Genomic DNA, 20,632 nt, shown 5'->3' on the forward strand with positions numbered 1-20,632 from the left:
TGGCGCGAAAAGCTCCTACAAAGTGCTCCATGACGATCCCGATCCGAAATCTTTATTATTTATTCCTCTATGCTTGGGCTCGATTTCCCGGCGGCTCGACCACAGAGATCGGGTTCGACAACAGTCCAGATCTACCGAACCTGTTTGCGAGATTATTGGTTGTCGGAACGCGCAGTCTTTTTAGACGCGGTCTCGATCGTGGATACAACGTGTACACATGTGAGTTACAGGGCCTGCGCGGACGCCTGCGCATGGACCGCATGATCAAGGGAGCAACGCAGCTTCGAGGCGCCACCGTCTGTGATGTTGATGAACTTTCTCACGATGTTCTTCACAATCAGATTTTGAAAGCCACGCTAGTCAGTCTCGCTGCTTGTCGAGGTGTGGAAGCGTGTAATAGGCACGATCTTCACGCATTGGCGCGACTGTTCCATGATGTTGAACAAATATCTCTATCGGCCAGCCATTTTCGTCGCACGTCTGTTTCGCGCAATAGCCGCGAATACGGCTTTTTGATAAGACTGTGTGAATTTGTCTTCTGGTCTCTCATGCCTGATGAGCGCGGCGCAAAGACACGATTCCAAACTGTTGATGAAGACGAAATGCGTATGTCTGCGGTTTTTGAAGAGTTTCTGCGTAACTTCTTTAAGATGCATCGCAGTGAGTATCGCGTACGAGCAGAATCGCCGGCATGGAACGTAAGCGAAGCAACTCCAAGTGATCTTGCGTTTTTGCCTCGTATGATTACGGACATAACTCTACGGCAGTTAGACCATACCATTATAGTTGACGCAAAGTTCTATAAGAGTGCTTTGTTGCAAAGCCCCTATGGTGAACGCGTACGATCGCAGCATTTATACCAGTTGATTACCTATCTCCAACACGAACGCGCACGGCAGGTAGGGATGGGGCTTTCAGGCATGCTGATTTATCCCGACGTTGGTCAATCGCTTCGTCTGCGTTATCGATTGCTCGGCATCCCCGTGTTGATTGCCACTGTGGACTTGAGCAAAGAATGGCCGATCATCGCCGCTGAGTTACATGAACTCTTGAATGATTGTGCGACGGCGGCGCGCAAATCTAGTGAAACCGAAAAACCTCAAGCTGGCTCGCCGCCGCAGCGATAGCCGACCTCGCGCGATGCTCCATTAAAATAGAGGTCATGAGCGTCGCGTCCGCCGCCCCACGGCGTTGGGTTACGCACCTGAAGCAAGATTCCCAAGCCGGCGCCACTATTCTTCATGAAGTTCTGCGGCGCGAGCTCGTCGAGCGGACATACCTCGAGCGGTCTGCGTTGCGCAGACAATTGGAAGCCGACGTCGCCGAGCGGCCTTCCGGATCATCGAGGGATGATCCGCCATACCCCCCAAAGCCCCTCCTATCTCTAACGGCTTCCGTCGTTGGCGCTTATCCCCCGTCAACTCATGATATCTATGGTGTGATCGTCTCTAGTCGAATACTTACCCACCACATAACCTTCATCGTCTAAGTCGGGAGCAATCATTGCTGTCGCATAGATAATTTGGTGCTCAACCTGAGACGCGTTTGAGACCTTCAAAATAAGGTTCTGGAAGTTATGACTTCGCTCGGGCTCCATTCCCTTGTCTTCGATCGTGTCGAGCATTACGAAGCGCGGGTGCCGAAACTGCGAATCCTTGGTTGCCGCTGCGAAGAAACCAAGAAAAAAACTGCTCCTCAAAATTGCGCGCGAACTAGCGGAAAAATACGAATGACCATCGACCGATATCCTGTTTGTGGCGAAATCAAACTGGACGCTCTTAGCGCTCTCGAACGAGTCCTGCCGCCGCAAATCGTGATGCAAAAGATCTCGCACTTCATCAGCAATCAAAGTGTAAGCTTGCTCCAAGCGGCGCGCCTGTGAAGCTTGCAACGCATCATTCTGCGATTTCAGTCGATTTATCGCATCGTTTAGATCGTTCTTCTCATTCGAAAGCTTATCTACAAGCTGGATGATGTGGGCCTTTTCGTTAAGGTCTTCAATCTGCCTGTCCAGATAGCCGGATCGGCGATGCAATGCCCGCAACTGCTCGCGTGCATCCGATGAGGGCAGACGTTGCAACGATGAAAGTTCACGCGAGCTAGTCATCCATTCGGATTCCAGCGTTTCGAGCCTTTTCCCGAAGCCTTCAAGCTTCTCTTGTCGGCGATCTTGTAACAGGCGCGACTGCTTCAACTGCAAGGCGGTATCATTTATTAGCGCCACAATACGATCGGAAGCCCGCGCAGTGTCAAACGGTGTTCGGCACAGGTGACAGGAATGCACCGCTTCCGCTTTGTCTTCAATGGCCGCAAAACAGGCGGGACAATTATTGAAGCGGACGTCACCGATATGGCGCGCCGTCATGTCTGCGTCAGTCAGTGCGCGCAGCTTTTGCTCTAGCGTGGAAATGAAGCTCGCCGAGTCGCTAATTGCGAGCTGCAACGCATCTCGTTCTTGGCGAACTGCCCCAAGGGACTTTTGAAGAGCTTGGGTCTTTGAATAGGCCTCGTTCTGAGCCTTGAGCGTCAGTTCGTCGTCTTTGGAGCTGACAAAAAGTTGCCGCTCTGCGAGTTCAATCTGATTCTGTAAGGCCGTACGCTCCGCCTCAAAGTTGCTTCTCTGCGCATCCAGCCAGGTTAGAGTCAGGCTGTGTTGCGTATTTCCAAGAACGCTAAATAGGCTGCGAAGTTCTGCGCTTTTTGCATCGAATTGCCGGGTGAGTTCTCTCAGCCTTACGGCGTTTTCGTAGAGCGCAGATTCGTAGCCACCCGCGAGCAACCGACCGATGGCGTCTCTTAGCGCAGGCGGATCAAATCGGCTCTCAAATCTGAAGATGTTTTCGACAGGGCTGAGCTGGTCGGAATAGAGCAAGCGCAAGATTTGATGGATCGTGAGGTTGCCAGATACATCGTTGGCAACCTCCGGAATGCCCAACAGTCTAAACAAAGCTTGAGAGAAGCTTTCCTGCGCGCTTGAGCGCCGGTAGGGATAGCGGGTCCAATCCGAGCGAGAAGCTGATTGGCTGGCTTCAAACGAGCCGCCAAATATTTCCATCGGCTGGCCGTTTTGAGATGATATCTCACGACTGAGCGTTGCAACCAAACCGTTTAGCGAAACCTCAACCAGCACTCGCGAGCATAACAGCGCGACCTCACTCCAATCGGACAAGTCGCCGCCCAGCCCATAGTAGATGAAGTTCAGTACGGTTGATTTCCCGGATGAGTTCTCGCCACGAATGACATTAACCCCCACGTGAAACAACTCATCGTACACCGGCCTATCGTTTCGTTCGACGACAACCCGCTTGACTATTAGCGTGGGGTTATACCGCGTCATGACGATATTCCAACAATCCCGTCCGGGCCTTCAAACCGTCCGTGCCTGGCAACTCATATTCAGTGGCGAGAGTTGTTAGAAACTCTTCCAATTCTTCGTCCTCTTTATGAAGCTGTTGGAGTCGATCGACTAATTCTGGCGCGATGCGTTCGCTCGTGGATTCAACTTCATTGAAGTGCCACCGAGCGGGCGAGAATATGTTTTGCTCTGCCAACGTGTCCATGGCTGCGTTTTGTATCGGCTCCATCCTATTGAAAAGGATACGGCTGTCCGGCTGCTCGCCGTATGGCTTCTTAGATTCATAGCGCTCGGCCAGTTTTCGAAACTTCCTGTGCTTCGGCATGAGTCGGATTTCGTTGATTCGGAAGGGAAACAGCTGATAGAAATCTAAAATCCGAAGATGATCGCGGTGCAGAGGACCGTGCTTCGAGGCAATCGGCCGTAGCCGGAGAAAACGGAAAGCTGTGTGGTATGGATCAAGAGCCGGTTCATAGGTGAGCTGAATCATTTGTGCCACCGGATGAAACACTGCTCGGCCAGCCAGTATAACATGCCCATGGCTGTTCCATGGTTCAGTACGAATACGTCCACACCGCATTCGTCGATGGTGGTCTGTACGATTCGGTCGTGAACGAGCTGGTCAATGTCCATGGCAGACACCAGCGCAATTTTGGGATGAACGAAGTGATTGAACTCGTGCTCGGCTTTCGCAAGTAGGTACGCAAAGATCTCTTGCGCAGATGCGTACAGCGACCACTTCTGAAGCAGCTTTGCGAACTGCTCTTTTTTATCCAAGGCCGCCCAAATTTCGTCTTCGCGGCCAGCCGCTTGCAGTTTCGCTTCTAAGCCTTCGATGCCATCGACCGGGCGGCGCTTTTGAAAGCTGGCTAGTGCATCGATGGTGTGTTGAGTGCGGATGTCGAGCGCGATTTCCGATTGTAGTCTGCGAATAAGCTTTTCGACGACACCGGAAGCGGCGGCTTGAGGATGGTAGTGGTGTTCGATCTTGTCTCTTGCAACAATATCGCCAGCCGCCCTTGCACCACTCTGGTTAATGACGTCGCCTGATGACACGACTTCACCGTTGTGAGTGCGAATCAGGTTTGTCGCTCAATTGGGTGTTCTCTTGTCCCGGCCGACAATGTCACCACCCGCCGTCGAGCCGCTTTGATCCAAGACGCTGCCCCCGTTGTTGGCGCGGTTGGTGCGGGTGACTTTATACGTGATGAGCGAACCGGCAGCTCCTCCGCCAACAAGGCCCGTCAGAAAGCTCCATATGGCAGCTGCGTGCTGCGAGAAGAAATCCGCCAATTAAGTCGCCCCCCATGATTCGGGAACAATGATTAGCGTCGAGCCGAAACGCAAGCGGGGGTTGCACACACACACCGCACAATTGGTCGAATAGGCCGGAGCATAAGCTTGCCGAAACGGACCTGAGGCTTCCCCGCGTTTTACCCCGGCTTTACCCCACACCTAAATTCGGCGCAGCGGCTCGCCCCAACGGGGGCAGCTAACTTGTTTTCAAATACTGGGGAAATTTGGAGCGGGCGAAGGGGCTCGAACCCTCGACCCCGACCTTGGCAAGGTCGTGCTCTACCACTGAGCTACACCCGCATCCTGTGTCGGCCGCGTAAGGCGACCGGCAACGGCTGTCGTATGCCAAAACCGGACGCCGAATGCAACAGCTACGCGCGGCATAGATTCGCATTGGACGGCCCATATGGACCCAAACCCGGCCAAATCGGCCAAAAACGCCCCGCAACCGCCGAATCGTCGCGCACGGATTGAAATTCGGCCGCCCCGGCCCAATTTTAGGGCGGACAGCGAAGCATATGAATTGGCGGCGTGCTAAAGACCCGCCATTCCAGATACAGACGAGGGGATCCCGTGACGATCATCGAACAGGGTAACGGAGCGGCGGGCCCGGCTGCGACCGATCTGATCAAGGACACGACCACCCAGACCTTCGTGAAGGACGTCATCGAGGAATCGAAGCACCAGCCGGTGCTGATCGACTTCTGGGCGGAATGGTGCGGCCCCTGCAAGCAGCTTACGCCCTTGCTGGAAAAGGCCGTCAAGGCCGCCAAGGGCAAGGTCAAGCTGGTCAAGATGAACATCGACCAGCACCCGGCGATCCCGGGCCAGATGGGCATCCAGTCGATTCCGGCGGTGATCGCCTTCGTCAACGGCCAGCCGGCCGACGGCTTCATGGGCGCGGTGCCGGAGAGCCAGCTCAACGCCTTCATCGAGAAGCTGACCAAGGGCGTGACCGCCCCGGGTGAGCCGAATGTCGCGGAAATCCTCCAAGAGGCCGAGGCCGTGCTCGCCGAGGGCGATGCCGCTGCGGCCGCCCAGATCTACGCGGAAGTGCTGGAGCACGAATCGACCAACATCGCGGCCCTTGCCGGACTTGCGAAATGCTACGCCACCTCCGGCGCGATGGAGCAGGCCAAGCAGACGCTGGCCATGGTGCCGGAATCCAAGCGCAACGATCCCGCGGTGAAAGCCGTGCAGACCGCGATCGATCTCGCCGAGCAGGCGCAATCGCTCGGGCCGGTCGCCGAGCTGGAACAGAAAGTCGCCGCAAACCCGCTCGATCATCAGGCGCGATTCGACCTCGCGACCGCGCTCAACGCGCAAGGCAACCGCGCCGCCGCCACCGAGCAACTACTCGCGATCATCAAGCACGACCGCAAATGGAACGACGACGGCGCCCGCAAGCAGCTGGTGCAGTTCTTCGAGGCCTGGGGCGGCACGGATGATGCAACCGTCGAGGGACGCAAGCGCTTGTCGATCATCCTGTTTTCCTAAGGCGAGCAGGCAAGGCCAGGGGACCGGGCAGATGCCGATCAATATCGAATATCGCGGGCCCGCCGACCTTCCGGAGATCCTTCCGGTGTTTCCGCTGCCGGGCGCGCTGCTGCTGCCGCGCGGGCAGATGCCACTCAACATCTTCGAGCCGCGCTACCTCGCGATGATCGACGACGCCTTCCGCGACGGCCATCGCCTGATCGGGATGATCCAGCCCGACATCGCGCACTCGCGGAAGAACTCCGACAGGCCGGCGCTGTTCAGCGTCGGCTGTGTCGGCCGCATCACCCAGCTCGCCGAATCCGGCGACGGCCGCTACATTCTCGAGCTGACCGGCGTCTCGCGCTTCAGGGTGCTCGAGGAGCTCGAAGTGCTTACCGCCTACCGGCAGTGCAAGGTCGACTTCTTCGCCTTCGTCGACGATTTCACGCCGCGCATGGGCGAGGACGAGGTCGATCGCGAGGCGCTGCTGACGGTGCTGGCGGACTTTTTGAAGGCCAACAACCTCAAGGTCGATTGGGAGGGCGTCGAAACCGCTCCCAATGAGGCGCTCGTCAACGCGCTGGCGATGATGTCGCCCTATGGCGTGGCCGAGAAGCAAGCGATGCTGGAAGCGCCTGACTTGAAGACCCGCGCCGAAATCCTGATCGCCGTCACCGAGATGGATCTCGCCAAGAAGCGCACCAGCGGCGATCCGCCGCTGCAGTGAGGGCCTGGACGCTCAGGCAGCGCGGACGGCCGCTCCGGCACCTCGCATCATTCTGGCGATGTCGGATGCAGGCATCGGCCGGCTGAAATAGTAGCCTTGCGTCTCGACGCACCCCTCCTCACGGAGGATATCCAGCTGCTCCTTCGTTTCGACGCCCTCGGCGGTCGTCACCTTACCGAGGCTGATTGCGAAACGAACCACTGCTCGCGCGAGATGGTGCGCCTCTGCCCTCGCGCTGGATAATTCGTTGACGAAACTGCGGTCGATCTTGATCTTGTCGAACGGGAATCTTTGCAGAAAGCTCAGTGATGAATAGCCGGTGCCGAAATCGTCCAGGGCGATCCGCACGCCGAGTTCGCGCAATTGGCCGAGCACTGCAAAAACAGCTTCGCTGTCATGCATGATCGCCGTCTCGGTGACCTCGAGCTCGAGCCGGTGCGACGCGACTCCCGAACTCGCCAGCGCGCCGATAACGACCGGAACAAGCTCCTTGCTCCTGAATTGAGCGGGAGACAGATTGATCCCGATCCTGACATGCGCAGGCCATTTGGCCGCTTCCGCACAGGCGGTTCTCAGGACCCATTCTCCCAGCGGCACGATCAAGCCGGTCTCCTCCGCAAGCGGGATGAATTCGTTCGGCATGACCAGACCGTGCTGTGGGTGATGCCAGCGTAGCAAGGCCTCGAAGCCGCTGATTTTGCCGGTCGCGGAGCTGACGAACGGCTGGTAGTGGAGCTCGAATTGATGGCCGGCAATCGCAGCCCGCATGTCGCGCTCCAGGTTGCGTCGCGCATGCATGAGCTCGTCGAGTTCCGGCTCGAAGAAGCGGAATGCACCACGTCCGCCACTCTTGGCGGAGTAGAGAGCGAGATCCGCACTCTTCATGATCACGTCGGAATCGTTGCCATCACGCGGCGCGATGGCAATGCCGATGCTGGTGCCCACCGTGACCCGGTGATCGCCGAGATCGAACGGTTCGCAAAGCGCTTTTCTGATGTTCTCGGCGAGGGCGGCGGCTTCCACGGCTGGGCTGGTCACGTAGTCGATCACCGCGAACTCGTCGCCGCCCAGTCGAGCGATCAACGCAGTTTCCGTGGTGCATTCGCGCAGACGCGCAGCAACGGCGCGCAGCAGGGAATCGCCCGTCGGATGTCCAAGGGTGTCGTTGACTTCCTTGAAGCGATCGAGGTCAAGTATGAGCACGGCTAGATCGACGCCGCCGTTGCGCGTAACCGCAATGGCATGCTCCATCCGCTCTCTGAGCAGCACGCGATTTGGCAGATCGGTCAGCGCATCGTGTTGCGCCATATGAGTGATCTTCGCCTCGGACCGGCGTTGCTCGGTGACGTCGAGATGCGTAGCCACCCATCCGCCACCGGCCATTGGCTGTCGCGTCACGCAGATCAGCCGACCATCCGCAAACTCGTCGATTCTGCTCGAGACAGCATCGAAAGGCAACGCGGCCAGCTTCGAGATGAATTGCTCGGCAGCGTCCTCGCTGGGGTCGCCCTTGAGGACTCCCTTCACGATGCGATGCCTGATGATGTCGGTGTGCGATGTCCCCGCCCTCAGTAGCTCCGGCGGCAGCCGATAGAGCAGGGCATAACGCTCGTTGCAGACGACAAGCCGCTTCTCCGCATCGAACATGCAAAGGCCCTCGACCATGTTGTTGATGGCCGTGTCCAGCCTGATTTTCTGGTCCTGGATTTGCTTTTGCGAATCTTCTACCTGTTGCCTGGCGAGCGAAAGCTCACTGATGATTTCCTCGAATCTGCTGGTTCTGGTCGCAAGGCGGCGATCCGCCAGCACGCCGATAAAGCTCATCCCGAGTACTGACAGAGCCACACCCGCAATTGCCACGGCGAGGAAGCCGGGAGAAAGCGACAAGGTATCGCTTGCCAGCGTCGGGTCTGGGATGATCTGCACGGCCCCCATAGCCGTGAAATGATGCGACACGATGGCGAGAGTCAGCAGCAGCGCCGCGACGAAGGTCCCCCACTTGTTCTTGCTGCCCAGCGCAACCGCAAGGGCGGCGTAGCCCAGGACCATGCCGAGGGCGATGGAGACGAGCACCAGCTCCGGCGACCAGCTCACGCGACCAGGCACTTCGAGGGCCCACATGCCGAGATAATGCATGCTCGCAATGCCGGCGCCGATAATTCCGCCGCCGGCAGCCGCGCGCCACGGGCCGGAATTGCTGACGGCAACGCCAAAACCGCATGACGTCAGGATCATCGCCGCGGCGAGCGACAGAGCTGTCAGAGCGATGCCGTAACCGGTTGAGACTCCGGGCTCGTAGGCGAGCATTGCAACAAAATGCGTTGCCCAGATTCCATAACCGATGGCGGCGCCGGCGATCGCAATCCAGATCAGTCGGGTCCAAGCTCGCGACGCGATCGCCCGATGAAAAATGCTGACGGCTACAATACTTGCGGCGAAGCAAACCAGACCGGCGAGCATGACAAGGCGCCAATCATGCTCTGCCGTGAGGCAGGTAAAAACGCGGAACATCGAAATCGCCTCCGTCGTCCGATATCGCCGATGGTGGATGGGCTAAACGTTCTTCGCGTTAATTTGGTGCAACGCCTGATTGCATGCTTAGCGGCAGGTTAACGCTGTCTATGCAATTCGATTTGCCGAGCATTTGCGCGGAGGATGTAGCGCCATCAGACCGCGAACAACCTGTGCCGAGATCCGCAACGGACATTTAGAGGTGACCGCGGATGCGCTTGCGTCCCGTGATCATCGCGCGGATCAGGTTCTCGCGCTGAAGAAGGCCCATCAGCAGCACGCCCAAGACGTGCAGCACGACCAGGACGATGACCGCGTCCGATGAATAATGATGGGTGTCCTCGACCCACCAGACGCCGAAGAAGGTCACGGTCACCGACATCGCGCCTGATATCGTCGAGACCGCGAGTGAGGCCAGCAGCGCCACCAGCATCAACGTGCCGGCGGGATTGAGCCCGATATAGCGGCCGGTGATGCCGCGGCGCAGATTCCAGAGATAGCGCGGCGCGGCCCGAAGCCTGACGCCGACCATGCGGAAGCGCGAATAGCGGCTTCCCCCAAAACCCCAGACCAGACGGAAGGCGAGAAGCCCGAGCACCGCATAGCCGGCGATGCGGTGAAGTCCGTCATAGACGGTGGGCGTGAACCAGGCGGCCAGAACGCAAGCCGCGAGCGCCCAGTGCCAGAGGCGCAGCGGGAGGTCCCAGATCGCGACTGTCCGCGAAGTGGTTCGATCCGCGGGGGTCCGGTTGGACACCCCGCGCGCTTCCGGTACCGGTTCTTCAATCAAGCGAGGGCCACCCTCAGGCGTAACTTCGCGCAGACCATTTGCGCAGACTATCTCGCGCGGTCTACTTCGCAATCGTGTGCTTGAGGCTGAGATCTTCGGGGCTGTAGAACAGTTCGTAAAGCTTGCCTTCCTTGACGCCGTAGACCTCGTAGCAGGAGCCTTCGACCTTGGAGCGCCGCACCTCGTAGCCGAGCGCCTTGGCCTTGGCTTCGGCTTCGCTCGCCGGCTTCCACGACGCCTTGTCGAGCTTGGTGCAGTCCTTGAAACCGTCAGCCATGGCCGCCGATCCCGCGCCAATCCCGATCGTCAATGCAATGGCAACAACACGAATGACCTTCACGAACGTCTCCTCCTCTGTCGTGGGCGCTGCGCGAAGCCGCGAAGCGGGACCGAAGGAAGCAAAGCACATGATGAAGTCAATCCGGTTCAGCGTCGGCAGGCTTTAGAGTTATTCTAACGATCCGAAAAAGATCAGTTCTCTCCGTATGCAGCACGCATTTGCCGGACTACTGCGGCCTTACGTCTCACGGTTTGCGCGCAGCCAATCCGACCACGAGAGACGTCCACGCACGCCGCGGCTGACGACAATACCCATGCCCCGGACCTTCGCATCCGAAAGGCCGATCGGCAGGATCCTTCGATGCAGTTTCCTCGCATCCTGATATTGGCGGGCGGAGGTAACGAGATCGAGCGCTTCGGGGCCGCCGATCTCCGTGCGCCCGCCGCGCAGCCCGTCGAACGCGCAAGTCACGACATGAGCGGCCACATCGGAAGCGTCGACGGGATCGAACGTCGTGGTCGGCACCGGCCAGAGCGGAAGCCAGGCGAGGCCCGAGAGGAACTTGTCGAGCAAATAGTAGAACGGCATTGCGCGAACCACGGACCAGGACAGGGCCGACGCACGCACCAGCCGCTCGCCGGCCAGCTTGACCCGCGCGTAGGGCAGGGTCGCCTCTTCGAGGCCGACGATCGAGACGTGCAGGAAGTGCCGCACCGACGCCTCCCGGCATAGCGACAGCAACCGCTCCGTTCCCTCGACATCCACGGCGGAGGGCGATCTGAAGAAGTCCACGGGCCGCACACCGCCGCGCCGCGCGATCGGCGAGCAGGTCGCCGCGTTGATGACCGTATCGACACCATGCAGTGCTTCCCGCAGTCCGGCGCCGGTGGCGAGATCGCCGGTTGCCCATTCGACGTCCGATCGCACGGCAGGCGATCGCGCGAAAACCCGGACCCGATGTCCGTCCCGGACGAGGTGATCGACGATATCCCGGCCAAGATGGGCCGGTTCCGCCGGTGACGAGTGTCAGAGCCATGCTTCAAAGTTCGTTCATGTTGTGCTCATGGGTGACACCATCGCGGCGTGCGGTTTTCGAGATTGCTTGTGACCGCCTCGACGTGATTGGCGGAACCGAGCAGTGCCGCCTGCTCGGCCGTTTCGGCAGCGAGACCCGTGGCCACGTCGCAGGTCGCGGCCAGGTTGAGCAGCCGTTTGGCGGCGCGGACCGCATCGGGGCTCCGGCCCGCAATCTCGTGCGCGATTGCCAGCGCAGCCCTCACGGGATCGTCGGCGAGCTTCGTGGCAAAGCCATAGGCAAGCGCATCCTGCGCCGAGAACACCCGGCCGGTGTAGGTCAATTCGCGCACGACATCCTCGCGCGCGAGGCGGCGCATGAGTTGCGTGCCACCCATATCCGGCACCAACCCCCATTTGGCCTCGATGATTGCGAGCTTCGTGTCGGGCGCGAGATAGCGGAGATCGGCGCCGAGCGCGAGCTGGAAGCCGCCGCCGAAGGCGACGCCGTGGACTGCGGCCAGCACAGGCACGGGCAGCTCGCGCCAGAGCCACACGAGGTGCTGGGCATAGTTCGCCAGACCGTGGGTTCGGCGCGTCAGATCGACCGAGGGGATCAACGACTCGCCGGTCGTCGTGGCCAGAAGCCGGTCCAGATCGAGCCCCGCGCAGAAGGCGCGGCCTTCGCCGGAGAGGACGACAGCGTGGACGTCGCTGCGTTTTGCAAGTTTGCTACCTGCCTCGATGATCGCCTCGAACATCGCCGGATCGAGCGCGTTCATCTTGTCCGGACGATTCAGCCGGACATGAACCACACCGTCGTCAATGGTCAGGCGAACACGATTTTCCATGGCGCCGCTCTCCGCTGTAACGCGTGACTTCTCGTTTTGGTACTCAGTAGCCGGCAACCGCGATGACGACGACGGTGCTGAGCGCCATCCAGCCGAAATGCCGGCCGCGCGTGGCCCATGCGTTGGCGAAGGCAGAGAAGCCGAACACACCGGCCATGGTGACGACGATCCAGTGGCGCGCCGGCTCCGATTCCATCCAGGGCGCCGCGATCAGGAGCACACCGCCGCCGATCCAGGCGACGGTCGAGGCCTGCCAGACCAGGCGGATCAGGGTCCGGAGCCGTTCCGGCTCGATGCGGGCGCGGGCAAAGACCCTGGCCTCGCCGAGGATGCCATGGATGAGCGCGACGACAATGGTCAGGACGCCGGCGCACTGGAGCAAGAGGTCACGCATGGTCAGGGGCTCCCTAAGGCTTCATCCATACAGCTATGTATGGATAGATAAGTGCTGGCCTGCTGCCTGTCAATACACTAGTGTATGGTCGAACTCCGGGGAACCCGACATGACCGAACAGCTCTCTGCCGACGACTGGATCAAGGAGGGACTGAAGGCGCTGGCTAAAAGCGGCTTCACGGCCCTGAAGGCAGATCCGCTTGCCAAGGCCATGGGCGTCTCGCGCGGCAGCTTCTACTGGCATTTTCGCCGATCTCGGCGCGTTCCACGCCACTGTCCTGAAGCGCTGGCGCGAGATCGCGGCCGAGCAGATCATCGCCGATGTCGAAGCCGCCAGTGACGAGCCGCTGAAAGCGCTGCTGCGCAGGACGTTTGGCGCGCGGCTCGACCTCGAGCGCGCGGTGCGGAACTGGGCGGCCTTCGATGCGGCGGCACAATCGGCGGTGCGCGCAATCGACCGGCGCAGACTGGACTATATCGAGACGCTGCTCTCGAAGCGGGGGCTTGCGCCCGCGACAGCGCAGGCGCGGGCGCTGGTTCTGTACTGGACCTTTCTCGGTTTTGCCTTGTCGGGCACGCCGGTGCCGGCGGCACGACTCCAGGGCCTGCTCGACGAGATCCTGCGGATGGTATCGGCCTAGCGGACCGCAATGGGCGGCCGCGGTTTTCTGTGCTAGAGGCAACCGATCGTCGGAGACAAAAATGAACGCGCCCACCGAACGCCCCGAACCCAGCGTCGATCCCAAATTGCTGGAGATCCTGGTCTGCCCGCTGACCAAGGGCCCGCTGGAGTTCGATTCTGCAAAGCAGGAGCTGATCTCGCGCAGCGCCAAGCTCGCTTATCCAATCCGCGACGGCATCCCGATCATGCTGCCGGAAGAGGCGCGGAAGATCGATTGAGGGTTTTGTAGCCGGATGGAGCTACGAAAATCCTACAACGCCTCGCCCTTCAACAACCGCGGTATCTCACCGGTCAAACCTGCGGCCTGGCGGATGAAGAGGTTCTTCAGCGGCGGGGCGCGGTCGACGAGGCCGAGGCCGATGTCGCGCACCGTGCGCAGCAGCGTCGACTGGTTGGAGAACAGGAAGTTCAGCGAGTTGGTGGCGACGCCCATCGCCATGGTGTCGAAGCGCCGCCAGCGCTGGTAACGTTCGAGCACGTCGGCGCCGCCGATATCCATGCCGAGCCGCGCGGCATCGACCACGACCTCGGCCAGCGCGGCGACGTCCTTCAGCCCCATGTTGAGACCCTGGCCCGCGATCGGGTGGATGACGTGGGCGGAATCTCCGACCAGCGCGAGACGCTGGGCGATGAAGGAGCGCGCGACGAAATAGGACAGCGGGAACGCACGCGGCTTGTCGAGCGCCTTCACCTCGCCGAGATGCAGGCCGAAGCGTCGCTCGAGCTCGCCGTGAAATTCCTCGTCGCTCAAGCCAATGATGCGCGCGGCTTCGCTGCGGCGCTCGGTCCACACCAGCGAGGAGCGCTTGCCCGATAGCGGCAGGATCGCGAACGGACCGGCGGGCAGAAAGTGCTCTTCGGCGCGGCCCTCGTGATCGCGCTCATGCCCGACGGTGACGACGATGCCGGACTGGTCATATTCCCAGCCATGGGTGGCGATGCCGGCGCGCTCGCGCAGTTTCGACTTCGCACCGTCTGCCGCAACCAGGAGGCTCGCCGCAATGACACTGCCGTCACCGAGCGTCACGTCGATGCCCTCGGAACGCGCGTCGTAAGACGACACGGTGGTCGCGCGGAGATCGATGCCCTCGGCCTCGGCGCGCACCACCAGCGCATCGATCAGGCGGCGATTCTCGACCATATGCGCGAACGGCTCGCCCGGCGCGACGTCGCCGGCAAAGTTGAGGAACGCCGGACGGGTGGCGTCTTCCAGCTTTGAATCGGTGACGACCATGTCGAGGATCGGCTGCGCCTCGCCCCTGACGTCGTCCCAGGCGCCGATCGCCTCGAACAGGCGGCGGCAGGCGGCCACGATCGCGGTCGCGCGCGGGTCTCGGCTCGGACGTGTGGAGAGCGCGGGGTCGGCGACGATGACGGGGATCTCGGGGCCGAGCCCCTGGCGCAGCGCCAGGGCCAGCGCAAGGCCCGCAAACGCGCCGCCACCGATGACAATGCTACCCTGTACTGACATACCCAATTCCCGGCCAAATCCTGGTCTTGCTAGCAGACTTGAGGTGGGCGAAACAGTGCGGTGAAACAAGGGCGGAACGGCCCGAGCTGTCATTCCGGGGCGCGCACAAGCACCAACCCGGAATGGCGAGGCATTTTGAAAGCACCACCATGTCCAAAAGCCTGATCGACCTCATTTCGATCCTCGACCTCGAACAGCTCGAGGTGAACCTGTTCCGCGGCAACAGCCCCAAGACCAGCTGGCAGCGGGTGTTCGGCGGCCAGGTGATCGGACAGGCGATGGTTGCGGCCTGCCGCACCGTGGAGGGCCGGCTGCCGCATTCGCTGCACTGCTATTTCATCCTGCCGGGCGATCCGCAGATCCCGATCATCTACCAGGTCGAGCGCCTGCGCGACGGCAAGAGCTACTCGACGCGCCGCGTCACCGCGATCCAGCACGGCAACGCGATCTTCTCGGTCATGGTGTCGTTCCATGCCGAGGAGGAGAGCGCGTTCGACCACCAGGACAAGATGCCCGACGTGCCGCCGCCGGAAAAGCTGACCGCGGAGGAGGTGGCGAAGCAGCCGATGTTCAAGGAGATGCCGGAGTTCATCCCGCCGCTACTATGAATCCGACCGTCCGATCGAGCTGCGCCCGGTCGAGCTCGGCCGCTATTTCGGACAGAAGATCGAGGACGGCCGCATCCATGTCTGGATCAAGACCGCAGCGACGCTGCCGGACGATCCGGCGCTGCACATGTGCGCGCTGGCCTATGCGTCGGACTTTTCGCTGCTCGACGCGATCATGGCGCGCTACGGCCGCACCCTGTTCGACAAGCGCATGATGCCCGCGAGCCTCGACCACGCGATGTGGTTTCACCGTCCGTTCCGAGCGGACGAATGGCTGCTCTACGCGCAGGATTCGCCGAGCGCGCGAGGCGGCCGCGGCTTGACCCGCGGCTCGATCTTCAAGGCCGATGGCACGCTGGTCGCCTCCGTCGCGCAGGAAGGCTCCGTGCGCGAACGGAAAACCCCAGAGGCATAAGCGCGATTGATCGCGCCTATGGCTCTCGACGTCATGCCCGGAGCGATCCTCGCGGAGCCAAGGCAGTCTCCGACGCGAACCAGTTCATGATCCAGCGATACACCCAGGGGATCGGGATGATGAAGCCGCACAGGAATGCGGCCACGATGCCCCGCCAGAGAATCCCGAGACCGCTGCCGTTGAAGACGATCTCGCGACGCGAGCCTTCGATGCTGCGGCAGAACCAGCGCATCTGAGCCGCGGCGACCCAGGCCCAGCCGATGATGGTGATGATGGAGATCGCAAACAGCAGGCTCCAGCCGACATAGGCCCAGACCGTGCCGGTGAAGCTCAGGCCGAGCGGCTGCCCGTTGGAGGCGAGGTTCGCGACCATCCATTTGATCAGGAGCCAGTAGAGAACGATCTGGGCGATGAATATCAAATTGCTCAGCAACGGGACGCCGATGTAGCCGATCACGATCGCCAGAACGATGAATCCGAAATACCAGGGCACCAGCGCCATCGCATTGCCGGTGAAGCTGAGATTGGGCCGTCCGGGGACCTGCACGCAGGACACGATCCATTTCGTGTACACCAGACGAACACCCACGGCACCGGGATGTGAAGCACATGCCGATCAGCATCACGATGCTGCGCCACGTGAACTCGAGGATGCCGAAATCGACCGCCAGCGATCCGCCGCCGCCACCGCCAGCATAACCGCCGGAGCCCATCATCGGCGGTCCACCGGCCGGCATCATCGGGGGCGCACCGCCGCCGCCGCCGATCAGGCCGGGGATTTCGGCGGCCTTCTGCCAGCCGGCCATGCCCTCCGACCACACCAGCGTATCCGGGCGCACGATTCCTTGCGCGGCCAGGTCGCGGAATTGCCCTTCCGGATAGGGCCCCTGCTGCTTGCCCTCGGATGCGTAGAACCAATTCGCCATGATGCGTCCCCCCTCAAACATACTTATGTACCGGCCGGGACGCTTGGGTTCACCGCATCCATGCCAAAAACGCATTGTGGAGGATGAACGGCTGCCCTGTACAGAGGCGGCCGTTCACATGGCTCCACGTTTTTCCGCTTCAATCTGCAAGTTTTTTATGCCATTTGCCCGGAAAGATGCCAGATTGACGCAGCGCCGGGGACATACGGCGCGGCGCATCCCCGGGGAATAGGCCTGACCATGAAACTCGTCGTCGCGATCATCAAACCCTTCAAGCTCGATGAGGTCCGTCAGGCCCTGACGGCGATCGGCGTTCACGGCATGACCGTGACCGAGGTGAAGGGCTATGGCCGTCAGAAGGGCCACACCGAAATCTATCGCGGCGCCGAATATGTCGTGAACTTCCTGCCCAAGCTCCGGATCGAGATCGCGGTGGCCTCCGATATCGCCGAGAAGGCCGTCGCCGTGATCACCGCGACGGCGCGCACCGGCCAGATCGGCGACGGCAAGATCTTCGTCACGCCGATCGATCACGCGATCCGCATCCGCACCGGCGAAACCGACACCGACGCGCTCTGAAGACCCTCAGGGTGAGGAGCGCGGAACGCGTTTCCGGACGATGCTTTGCATCGCCGGGCGAACCATGAAGGCCCGGCACTCGCCCGCGGCCGTCCTTCGAGACGCCTGCTTGTCGCGGGCTCCTCAGGATGAGGGTGGAGTGCGGTGAGACAGGGACTAACTCTTATCTAGATCGCACCGGGCAACGACGCCACAGCGTGCGACGCAATCACTATGCTGGGGGAAATCGACATGGCGGGATTGTTGCGCCGCGCGGCTGCTATGGCCGCGCCGATCGGGTTTGTGTCGATCATGGCTTCGCCGGCGCGCGCCGCAGGCTCCGAGATCAACACCGCCGACACCGCCTGGATGATCGTCGCCACCGCGCTGGTGCTGATGATGACGATCCCGGGGCTCGCGCTGTTCTATTCCGGCATGGTGCGCAAGAAGAACGTGCTCGCCACCATGGCGCAAAGCCTCGCCGCGGTGACGATCATCTCCATTCTCTGGGTCGCGTTCGGCTATTCGCTGTGCTTCGTCGGCGATGGCCCGTGGATCGGCACGCTCGACCGCTGGTTCCTCGCCGGCATGACCATGGACAGCGTCAACCCAGCGGCGAAGACGATCCCGGAAGCGCTGTTCATGCTGTACCAGATGACGTTTGCGATCATCACGGTGGCGCTGGTCGCGGGCGCGGTCGCCGACCGGATGCGGTTCTCCGCCTATCTGCTGTTCTCCGTCGCCTGGTTCATCTTCGTCTACATTCCGCTCGCGCATTGGGTCTGGGGCGGCGGCTTCCTCGCCGGCATGGGCGTGCTGGATTTCGCCGGCGGCCTCGTGGTGCATCTGTCGGCCGGCACCGCTGGCCTCGTCGCCGCGAAGGTGATGGGACGCCGCCATGGCTACGGCACCGAAAATCTTTCGCCGTTCGATCTGTCGCTTGCGGTGATGGGCACCGGCCTGTTGTGGGTCGGCTGGTTCGGCTTCAACGGCGGCTCGGCAGGCGCGGCCAATTCGCGCGCGGTGCTGGCGATCATCGCGACCCATCTCGCAGCCTGCTCCGGCGCGCTGACCTGGGCCGCGATCGAATGGTCGACGCGGCGCAAGCCTTCCGTGCTCGGCATGATCTCAGGCGCGGTGGCCGGCCTCGGCACCATCACGCCGGCCTCGGGATTCGTGGCGCCCTGGCACGGTATCGTCATTGGCGTGATCGCAGGCCTCGTCTGCTACTGGGCCTGCACCTGGCTGAAGCACCGCTTCGACTATGACGATTCGCTCGACGTGTTCGGCGTCCACGGCATCGGCGGGATGACCGGGACCCTGCTGGCCGGCGTGTTCGCAACCAGCGCGATCGGCGGCACCGCCGGCCTGTTAGAAGGCCATCCGCAACAGCTGCTGATCCAGCTCGGTGGGGTCGCCGTCACCTTCGTCTGGTCGGCGGGTGTGAGCTTTGTGCTGCTCAAGCTGGTCAGCCTGTTCGTGCCCTTGCGCGTATCCCGCGAGCACGAGCTCGAAGGACTGGACATTTCGCAGCACGGCGAGGCGCTGCAGTAATCGGGGGCTTGCGCAACACATAAGCGTATGCTTATGTGTTGCCATGATCGAAGCCGATATCTTCAAGGCGCTGGCCGATCCGACCCGCCGCAAGGTCTTTGAGAAGCTTGCCGGCGGAAGCCTGAATGCGAGCGCTTTGCGCGATGGATTGGAGATCAGCCAACCGGCGATGTCACAGCATCTTGCGGTGCTGCGCGGGGCAGGCTTGGTGCGCGAACAGCGGCAGGGCCGCTTTGTGAATTACGAAGTCGATCCCGAAGGAATCGTCGCTATCGGGGCCTGGCTTGCGCGCTACCGCGCCTATTGGCCGAAACGCATGGATGCCCTCGCCGATCTCTTGAAGGATATGGATCAATGAGTGACGCCGTGAAGCCTGATCCCTCCGACGCAGCGCTCGTGCTCGAATATGAATTCGATGCGCCGCCGGCCAAGGTCTGGCGCGCTGTGACCATTCCGGCCCTGCGCGAGCGCTGGCTACCCGGTTCCGACCTTGTGGGCGCCGAGCCTGAATCATCGATCGTGGGCGAAGAGGTGCGCTACCGGCTTCGCGATTCCGAACCGCCGTTTCGCGAAAGCCACGTCATCTTCCGGATCGAACCGAACGAAGCCGGTGGCACCCGCGTTCGCATCATCCAGCAAGCCTGCGACGACCGCGTAAAGCTGCCGCAGGCCGCCAATACCAATTGCTGTCTGATGCGCGCGGCCTAGCGGCAAAAAGACTTCATCACCTGCAGAAATGGAGGTCGCCGATGCGCGACATGCTTCAGCTCGTCCCTATGGTCGTCGAACAATCCGCTCGCGGCGAGCGATCCTTCGACATCTATTCGCGGCTCTTGCGCGAGCGCATCATCTTCCTCAACGGCGAGGTCAATGACGCGATGTCCGGACTGGTCTGCGCGCAGCTCTTGTTTCTGGAGGCGGAGAATCCGAACAGGCCGATCAATCTCTACATCAATTCCTATGGCGGCGTGGTCACCAGCGGCCTCGCGATGTACGACACCATGCAGTTCATCAAGGCGCCGGTCCACACGCTGTGCATGGGCACCGCGCGCTCCATGGGCTCGTTCCTGCTGATGGCCGGCGAACCCGGTCACCGCGCCGCGCTGCCCAATGCAAGCCTCCACGTGCATCAGCCGCTCGGCGGTTTTCAGGGCCAGGCGTCCGACATCCTGATCCATGCCAACGAAATGCAGGAAACCAAGCGGCGCATCATCCGGCTCTATGCGCAGCATTGCGGGCGTCCTGAGCAGGACGTGGAACGAACCTTGGACCGCGACCACTTCATGACCGCACAGCAGGCGGTCGACTGGGGACTGATCGATAGGGTTTTTGCAGAGCGCGACGCCGCCTGATGGTCTCTGCCGGCACCGTCCGGCAAGCCTCGACCCGCCCAAGCTGGTTGGCCGGTTGCGTTTCCCGTGAGCACAAGTGCGAGGGGCCCGATATTTCGCAGCAGGAGAAGCCCTGCAACAGGCGCCTGCCTTACTAAATTACCTTTCTGCTGCCCGACGCGTGAGCACCATTGTGTCGGCAGCCTGTCGTGCCTTTATTTTAATCAGGCATGATCAGGTATTGAGCGCGACGTAATAGCGCACTGCGGCGCGATACGCGCCAAACGCGAAAACACCCGTTTTCATAGTCCGTTAGCCAACGCGCCCGATCTGGCACGGCATTTGATTCTATGGGTCCTGGCTGTGCCCGCGTAGTGAACTTTCTCCCTC

Annotated in this window: 20 protein-coding genes, 1 tRNA gene and 3 pseudogenes; 11 read left to right on the forward strand and 13 right to left on the reverse strand. The window is 61.1% G+C overall.

The window, feature by feature from the left end; translation table 11 throughout:
• Positions 1–29: 29 nt before the first annotated feature.
• Positions 30–1,127, forward strand: coding sequence for a 5-methylcytosine restriction system specificity protein McrC (locus ACVWYI_RS02585; protein ID WP_456661142.1), 1,098 nt, complete (start codon positions 30–32; stop codon positions 1,125–1,127).
• Positions 1,128–1,417: 290 nt separating this feature from the next.
• Here ACVWYI_RS02585 and ACVWYI_RS02590 read toward each other — a convergent pair whose 3' ends face one another.
• The 5 genes from ACVWYI_RS02590 to ACVWYI_RS02610 all read right to left on the reverse strand — a co-directional run bounded on the left by ACVWYI_RS02590 (position 1,418) and on the right by ACVWYI_RS02610 (position 4,951).
• On the reverse strand, positions 1,418–3,274 hold the full coding sequence (locus tag ACVWYI_RS02590) for an AAA family ATPase (RefSeq protein WP_456661143.1): 1,857 nt from the start codon (positions 3,272–3,274) through the stop codon (positions 1,418–1,420).
• A gap of 49 nt (positions 3,275–3,323) precedes the next feature.
• A complete protein-coding gene (locus ACVWYI_RS02595; protein ID WP_456661144.1) occupies positions 3,324–3,845 on the reverse strand; it encodes an ABC-three component system middle component 5 in 522 nt (173 codons plus the stop codon).
• Complete coding sequence (locus ACVWYI_RS02600; RefSeq protein ID WP_456661145.1) at positions 3,842–4,411, reverse strand: ABC-three component system protein; 570 nt, start codon at positions 4,409–4,411, stop codon at positions 3,842–3,844. The genes ACVWYI_RS02595 and ACVWYI_RS02600 overlap by 4 nt, the downstream gene beginning before the upstream one ends.
• A gap of 36 nt (positions 4,412–4,447) precedes the next feature.
• Entirely contained in the window at positions 4,448–4,648 is a 201-nt protein-coding gene (locus ACVWYI_RS02605) for a hypothetical protein (RefSeq protein WP_456661146.1), read from the reverse strand.
• A 228-nt stretch (positions 4,649–4,876) separates the two neighbouring features.
• Positions 4,877–4,951 (reverse strand) — tRNA-Gly (locus tag ACVWYI_RS02610).
• Between the two features lie 273 nt (positions 4,952–5,224).
• Here ACVWYI_RS02610 and trxA point away from each other — a divergent pair.
• Positions 5,225–6,148 (forward strand): thioredoxin, encoded by a 924-nt coding sequence (gene trxA / locus ACVWYI_RS02615; protein ID WP_247352503.1) that lies wholly within the window; start codon positions 5,225–5,227, stop codon positions 6,146–6,148.
• A 31-nt stretch (positions 6,149–6,179) separates the two neighbouring features.
• Complete coding sequence (locus ACVWYI_RS02620) at positions 6,180–6,857, forward strand: LON peptidase substrate-binding domain-containing protein (RefSeq protein WP_247352505.1); 678 nt, start codon at positions 6,180–6,182, stop codon at positions 6,855–6,857.
• A 12-nt stretch (positions 6,858–6,869) separates the two neighbouring features.
• Here the strand turns inward: ACVWYI_RS02620 and ACVWYI_RS02625 are convergent, their stop codons facing one another.
• From ACVWYI_RS02625 to ACVWYI_RS02650, 6 genes are all read right to left on the reverse strand, one after another.
• Entirely contained in the window at positions 6,870–9,368 is a 2,499-nt protein-coding gene (locus tag ACVWYI_RS02625; RefSeq protein ID WP_456661147.1) for an EAL domain-containing protein, read from the reverse strand.
• Between the two features lie 196 nt (positions 9,369–9,564).
• On the reverse strand, positions 9,565–10,158 hold the full coding sequence (locus ACVWYI_RS02630) for a cytochrome b/b6 domain-containing protein (protein WP_456661148.1): 594 nt from the start codon (positions 10,156–10,158) through the stop codon (positions 9,565–9,567).
• Positions 10,159–10,219: 61 nt separating this feature from the next.
• The gene (locus ACVWYI_RS02635; RefSeq protein ID WP_456661149.1) at positions 10,220–10,498 is read right to left on the reverse strand and encodes a PepSY domain-containing protein; all 279 of its coding nucleotides are present in this window, start codon (positions 10,496–10,498) and stop codon (positions 10,220–10,222) included.
• Between the two features lie 177 nt (positions 10,499–10,675).
• Entirely contained in the window at positions 10,676–11,425 is a 750-nt protein-coding gene (locus ACVWYI_RS02640) for an SDR family oxidoreductase (RefSeq protein ID WP_456664474.1), read from the reverse strand.
• A 74-nt stretch (positions 11,426–11,499) separates the two neighbouring features.
• Positions 11,500–12,303, reverse strand: coding sequence for a crotonase/enoyl-CoA hydratase family protein (locus tag ACVWYI_RS02645; RefSeq protein ID WP_456661150.1), 804 nt, complete (start codon positions 12,301–12,303; stop codon positions 11,500–11,502).
• Between the two features lie 43 nt (positions 12,304–12,346).
• On the reverse strand, positions 12,347–12,697 hold the full coding sequence (locus ACVWYI_RS02650; protein ID WP_247352517.1) for a hypothetical protein: 351 nt from the start codon (positions 12,695–12,697) through the stop codon (positions 12,347–12,349).
• Between the two features lie 109 nt (positions 12,698–12,806).
• Between ACVWYI_RS02650 and ACVWYI_RS02655 the strand changes: the two are divergent.
• A pseudogene (locus ACVWYI_RS02655) lies at positions 12,807–13,338 on the forward strand (TetR/AcrR family transcriptional regulator).
• Between the two features lie 61 nt (positions 13,339–13,399).
• A complete protein-coding gene (locus ACVWYI_RS02660) occupies positions 13,400–13,597 on the forward strand; it encodes a Trm112 family protein (protein WP_027535355.1) in 198 nt (65 codons plus the stop codon).
• A 32-nt stretch (positions 13,598–13,629) separates the two neighbouring features.
• On the opposite strand, the gene ACVWYI_RS02665 is transcribed toward ACVWYI_RS02660, so the two are convergent.
• Positions 13,630–14,850, reverse strand: a complete 1,221-nt coding sequence (locus ACVWYI_RS02665) for a ubiquinone biosynthesis hydroxylase (RefSeq protein WP_456661151.1) — start codon at positions 14,848–14,850, stop codon at positions 13,630–13,632.
• A 149-nt stretch (positions 14,851–14,999) separates the two neighbouring features.
• On the opposite strand from ACVWYI_RS02665, the pseudogene tesB reads away from it, so the two are divergent.
• Positions 15,000–15,873: pseudogene (tesB, locus tag ACVWYI_RS02670) on the forward strand (acyl-CoA thioesterase II).
• A 31-nt stretch (positions 15,874–15,904) separates the two neighbouring features.
• Here the strand turns inward: tesB and ACVWYI_RS02675 are convergent.
• Positions 15,905–16,799 (reverse strand): annotated as a pseudogene (locus tag ACVWYI_RS02675) (DUF4339 domain-containing protein).
• Between the two features lie 240 nt (positions 16,800–17,039).
• Between ACVWYI_RS02675 and ACVWYI_RS02680 the strand changes: the two are divergent.
• The 5 genes from ACVWYI_RS02680 to ACVWYI_RS02700 all read left to right on the forward strand — a co-directional run bounded on the left by ACVWYI_RS02680 (position 17,040) and on the right by ACVWYI_RS02700 (position 20,263).
• Positions 17,040–17,378: a P-II family nitrogen regulator gene (locus tag ACVWYI_RS02680; RefSeq protein WP_247352526.1), complete on the forward strand. Its 339-nt coding sequence runs from the start codon at positions 17,040–17,042 to the stop codon at positions 17,376–17,378.
• Positions 17,379–17,609: 231 nt separating this feature from the next.
• Positions 17,610–18,911 carry an ammonium transporter gene (locus ACVWYI_RS02685; protein ID WP_247352528.1) on the forward strand — a complete coding sequence of 434 codons (1,302 nt, stop codon included), beginning with the start codon at positions 17,610–17,612 and terminating at the stop codon, positions 18,909–18,911.
• A 43-nt stretch (positions 18,912–18,954) separates the two neighbouring features.
• A complete protein-coding gene (locus ACVWYI_RS02690; RefSeq protein ID WP_211394987.1) occupies positions 18,955–19,269 on the forward strand; it encodes an ArsR/SmtB family transcription factor in 315 nt (104 codons plus the stop codon).
• The gene (locus tag ACVWYI_RS02695) at positions 19,266–19,619 is read left to right on the forward strand and encodes an SRPBCC family protein (protein WP_456661152.1); all 354 of its coding nucleotides are present in this window, start codon (positions 19,266–19,268) and stop codon (positions 19,617–19,619) included. The genes ACVWYI_RS02690 and ACVWYI_RS02695 overlap by 4 nt, the downstream gene beginning before the upstream one ends.
• Before the next feature lie 41 nt (positions 19,620–19,660).
• Complete coding sequence (locus tag ACVWYI_RS02700; RefSeq protein ID WP_456661153.1) at positions 19,661–20,263, forward strand: ATP-dependent Clp protease proteolytic subunit; 603 nt, start codon at positions 19,661–19,663, stop codon at positions 20,261–20,263.
• The last annotated feature ends 369 nt before the right edge of the window (positions 20,264–20,632 follow it).

It is taken from the genome of Bradyrhizobium sp. LB13.1, assembly GCF_054056815.1.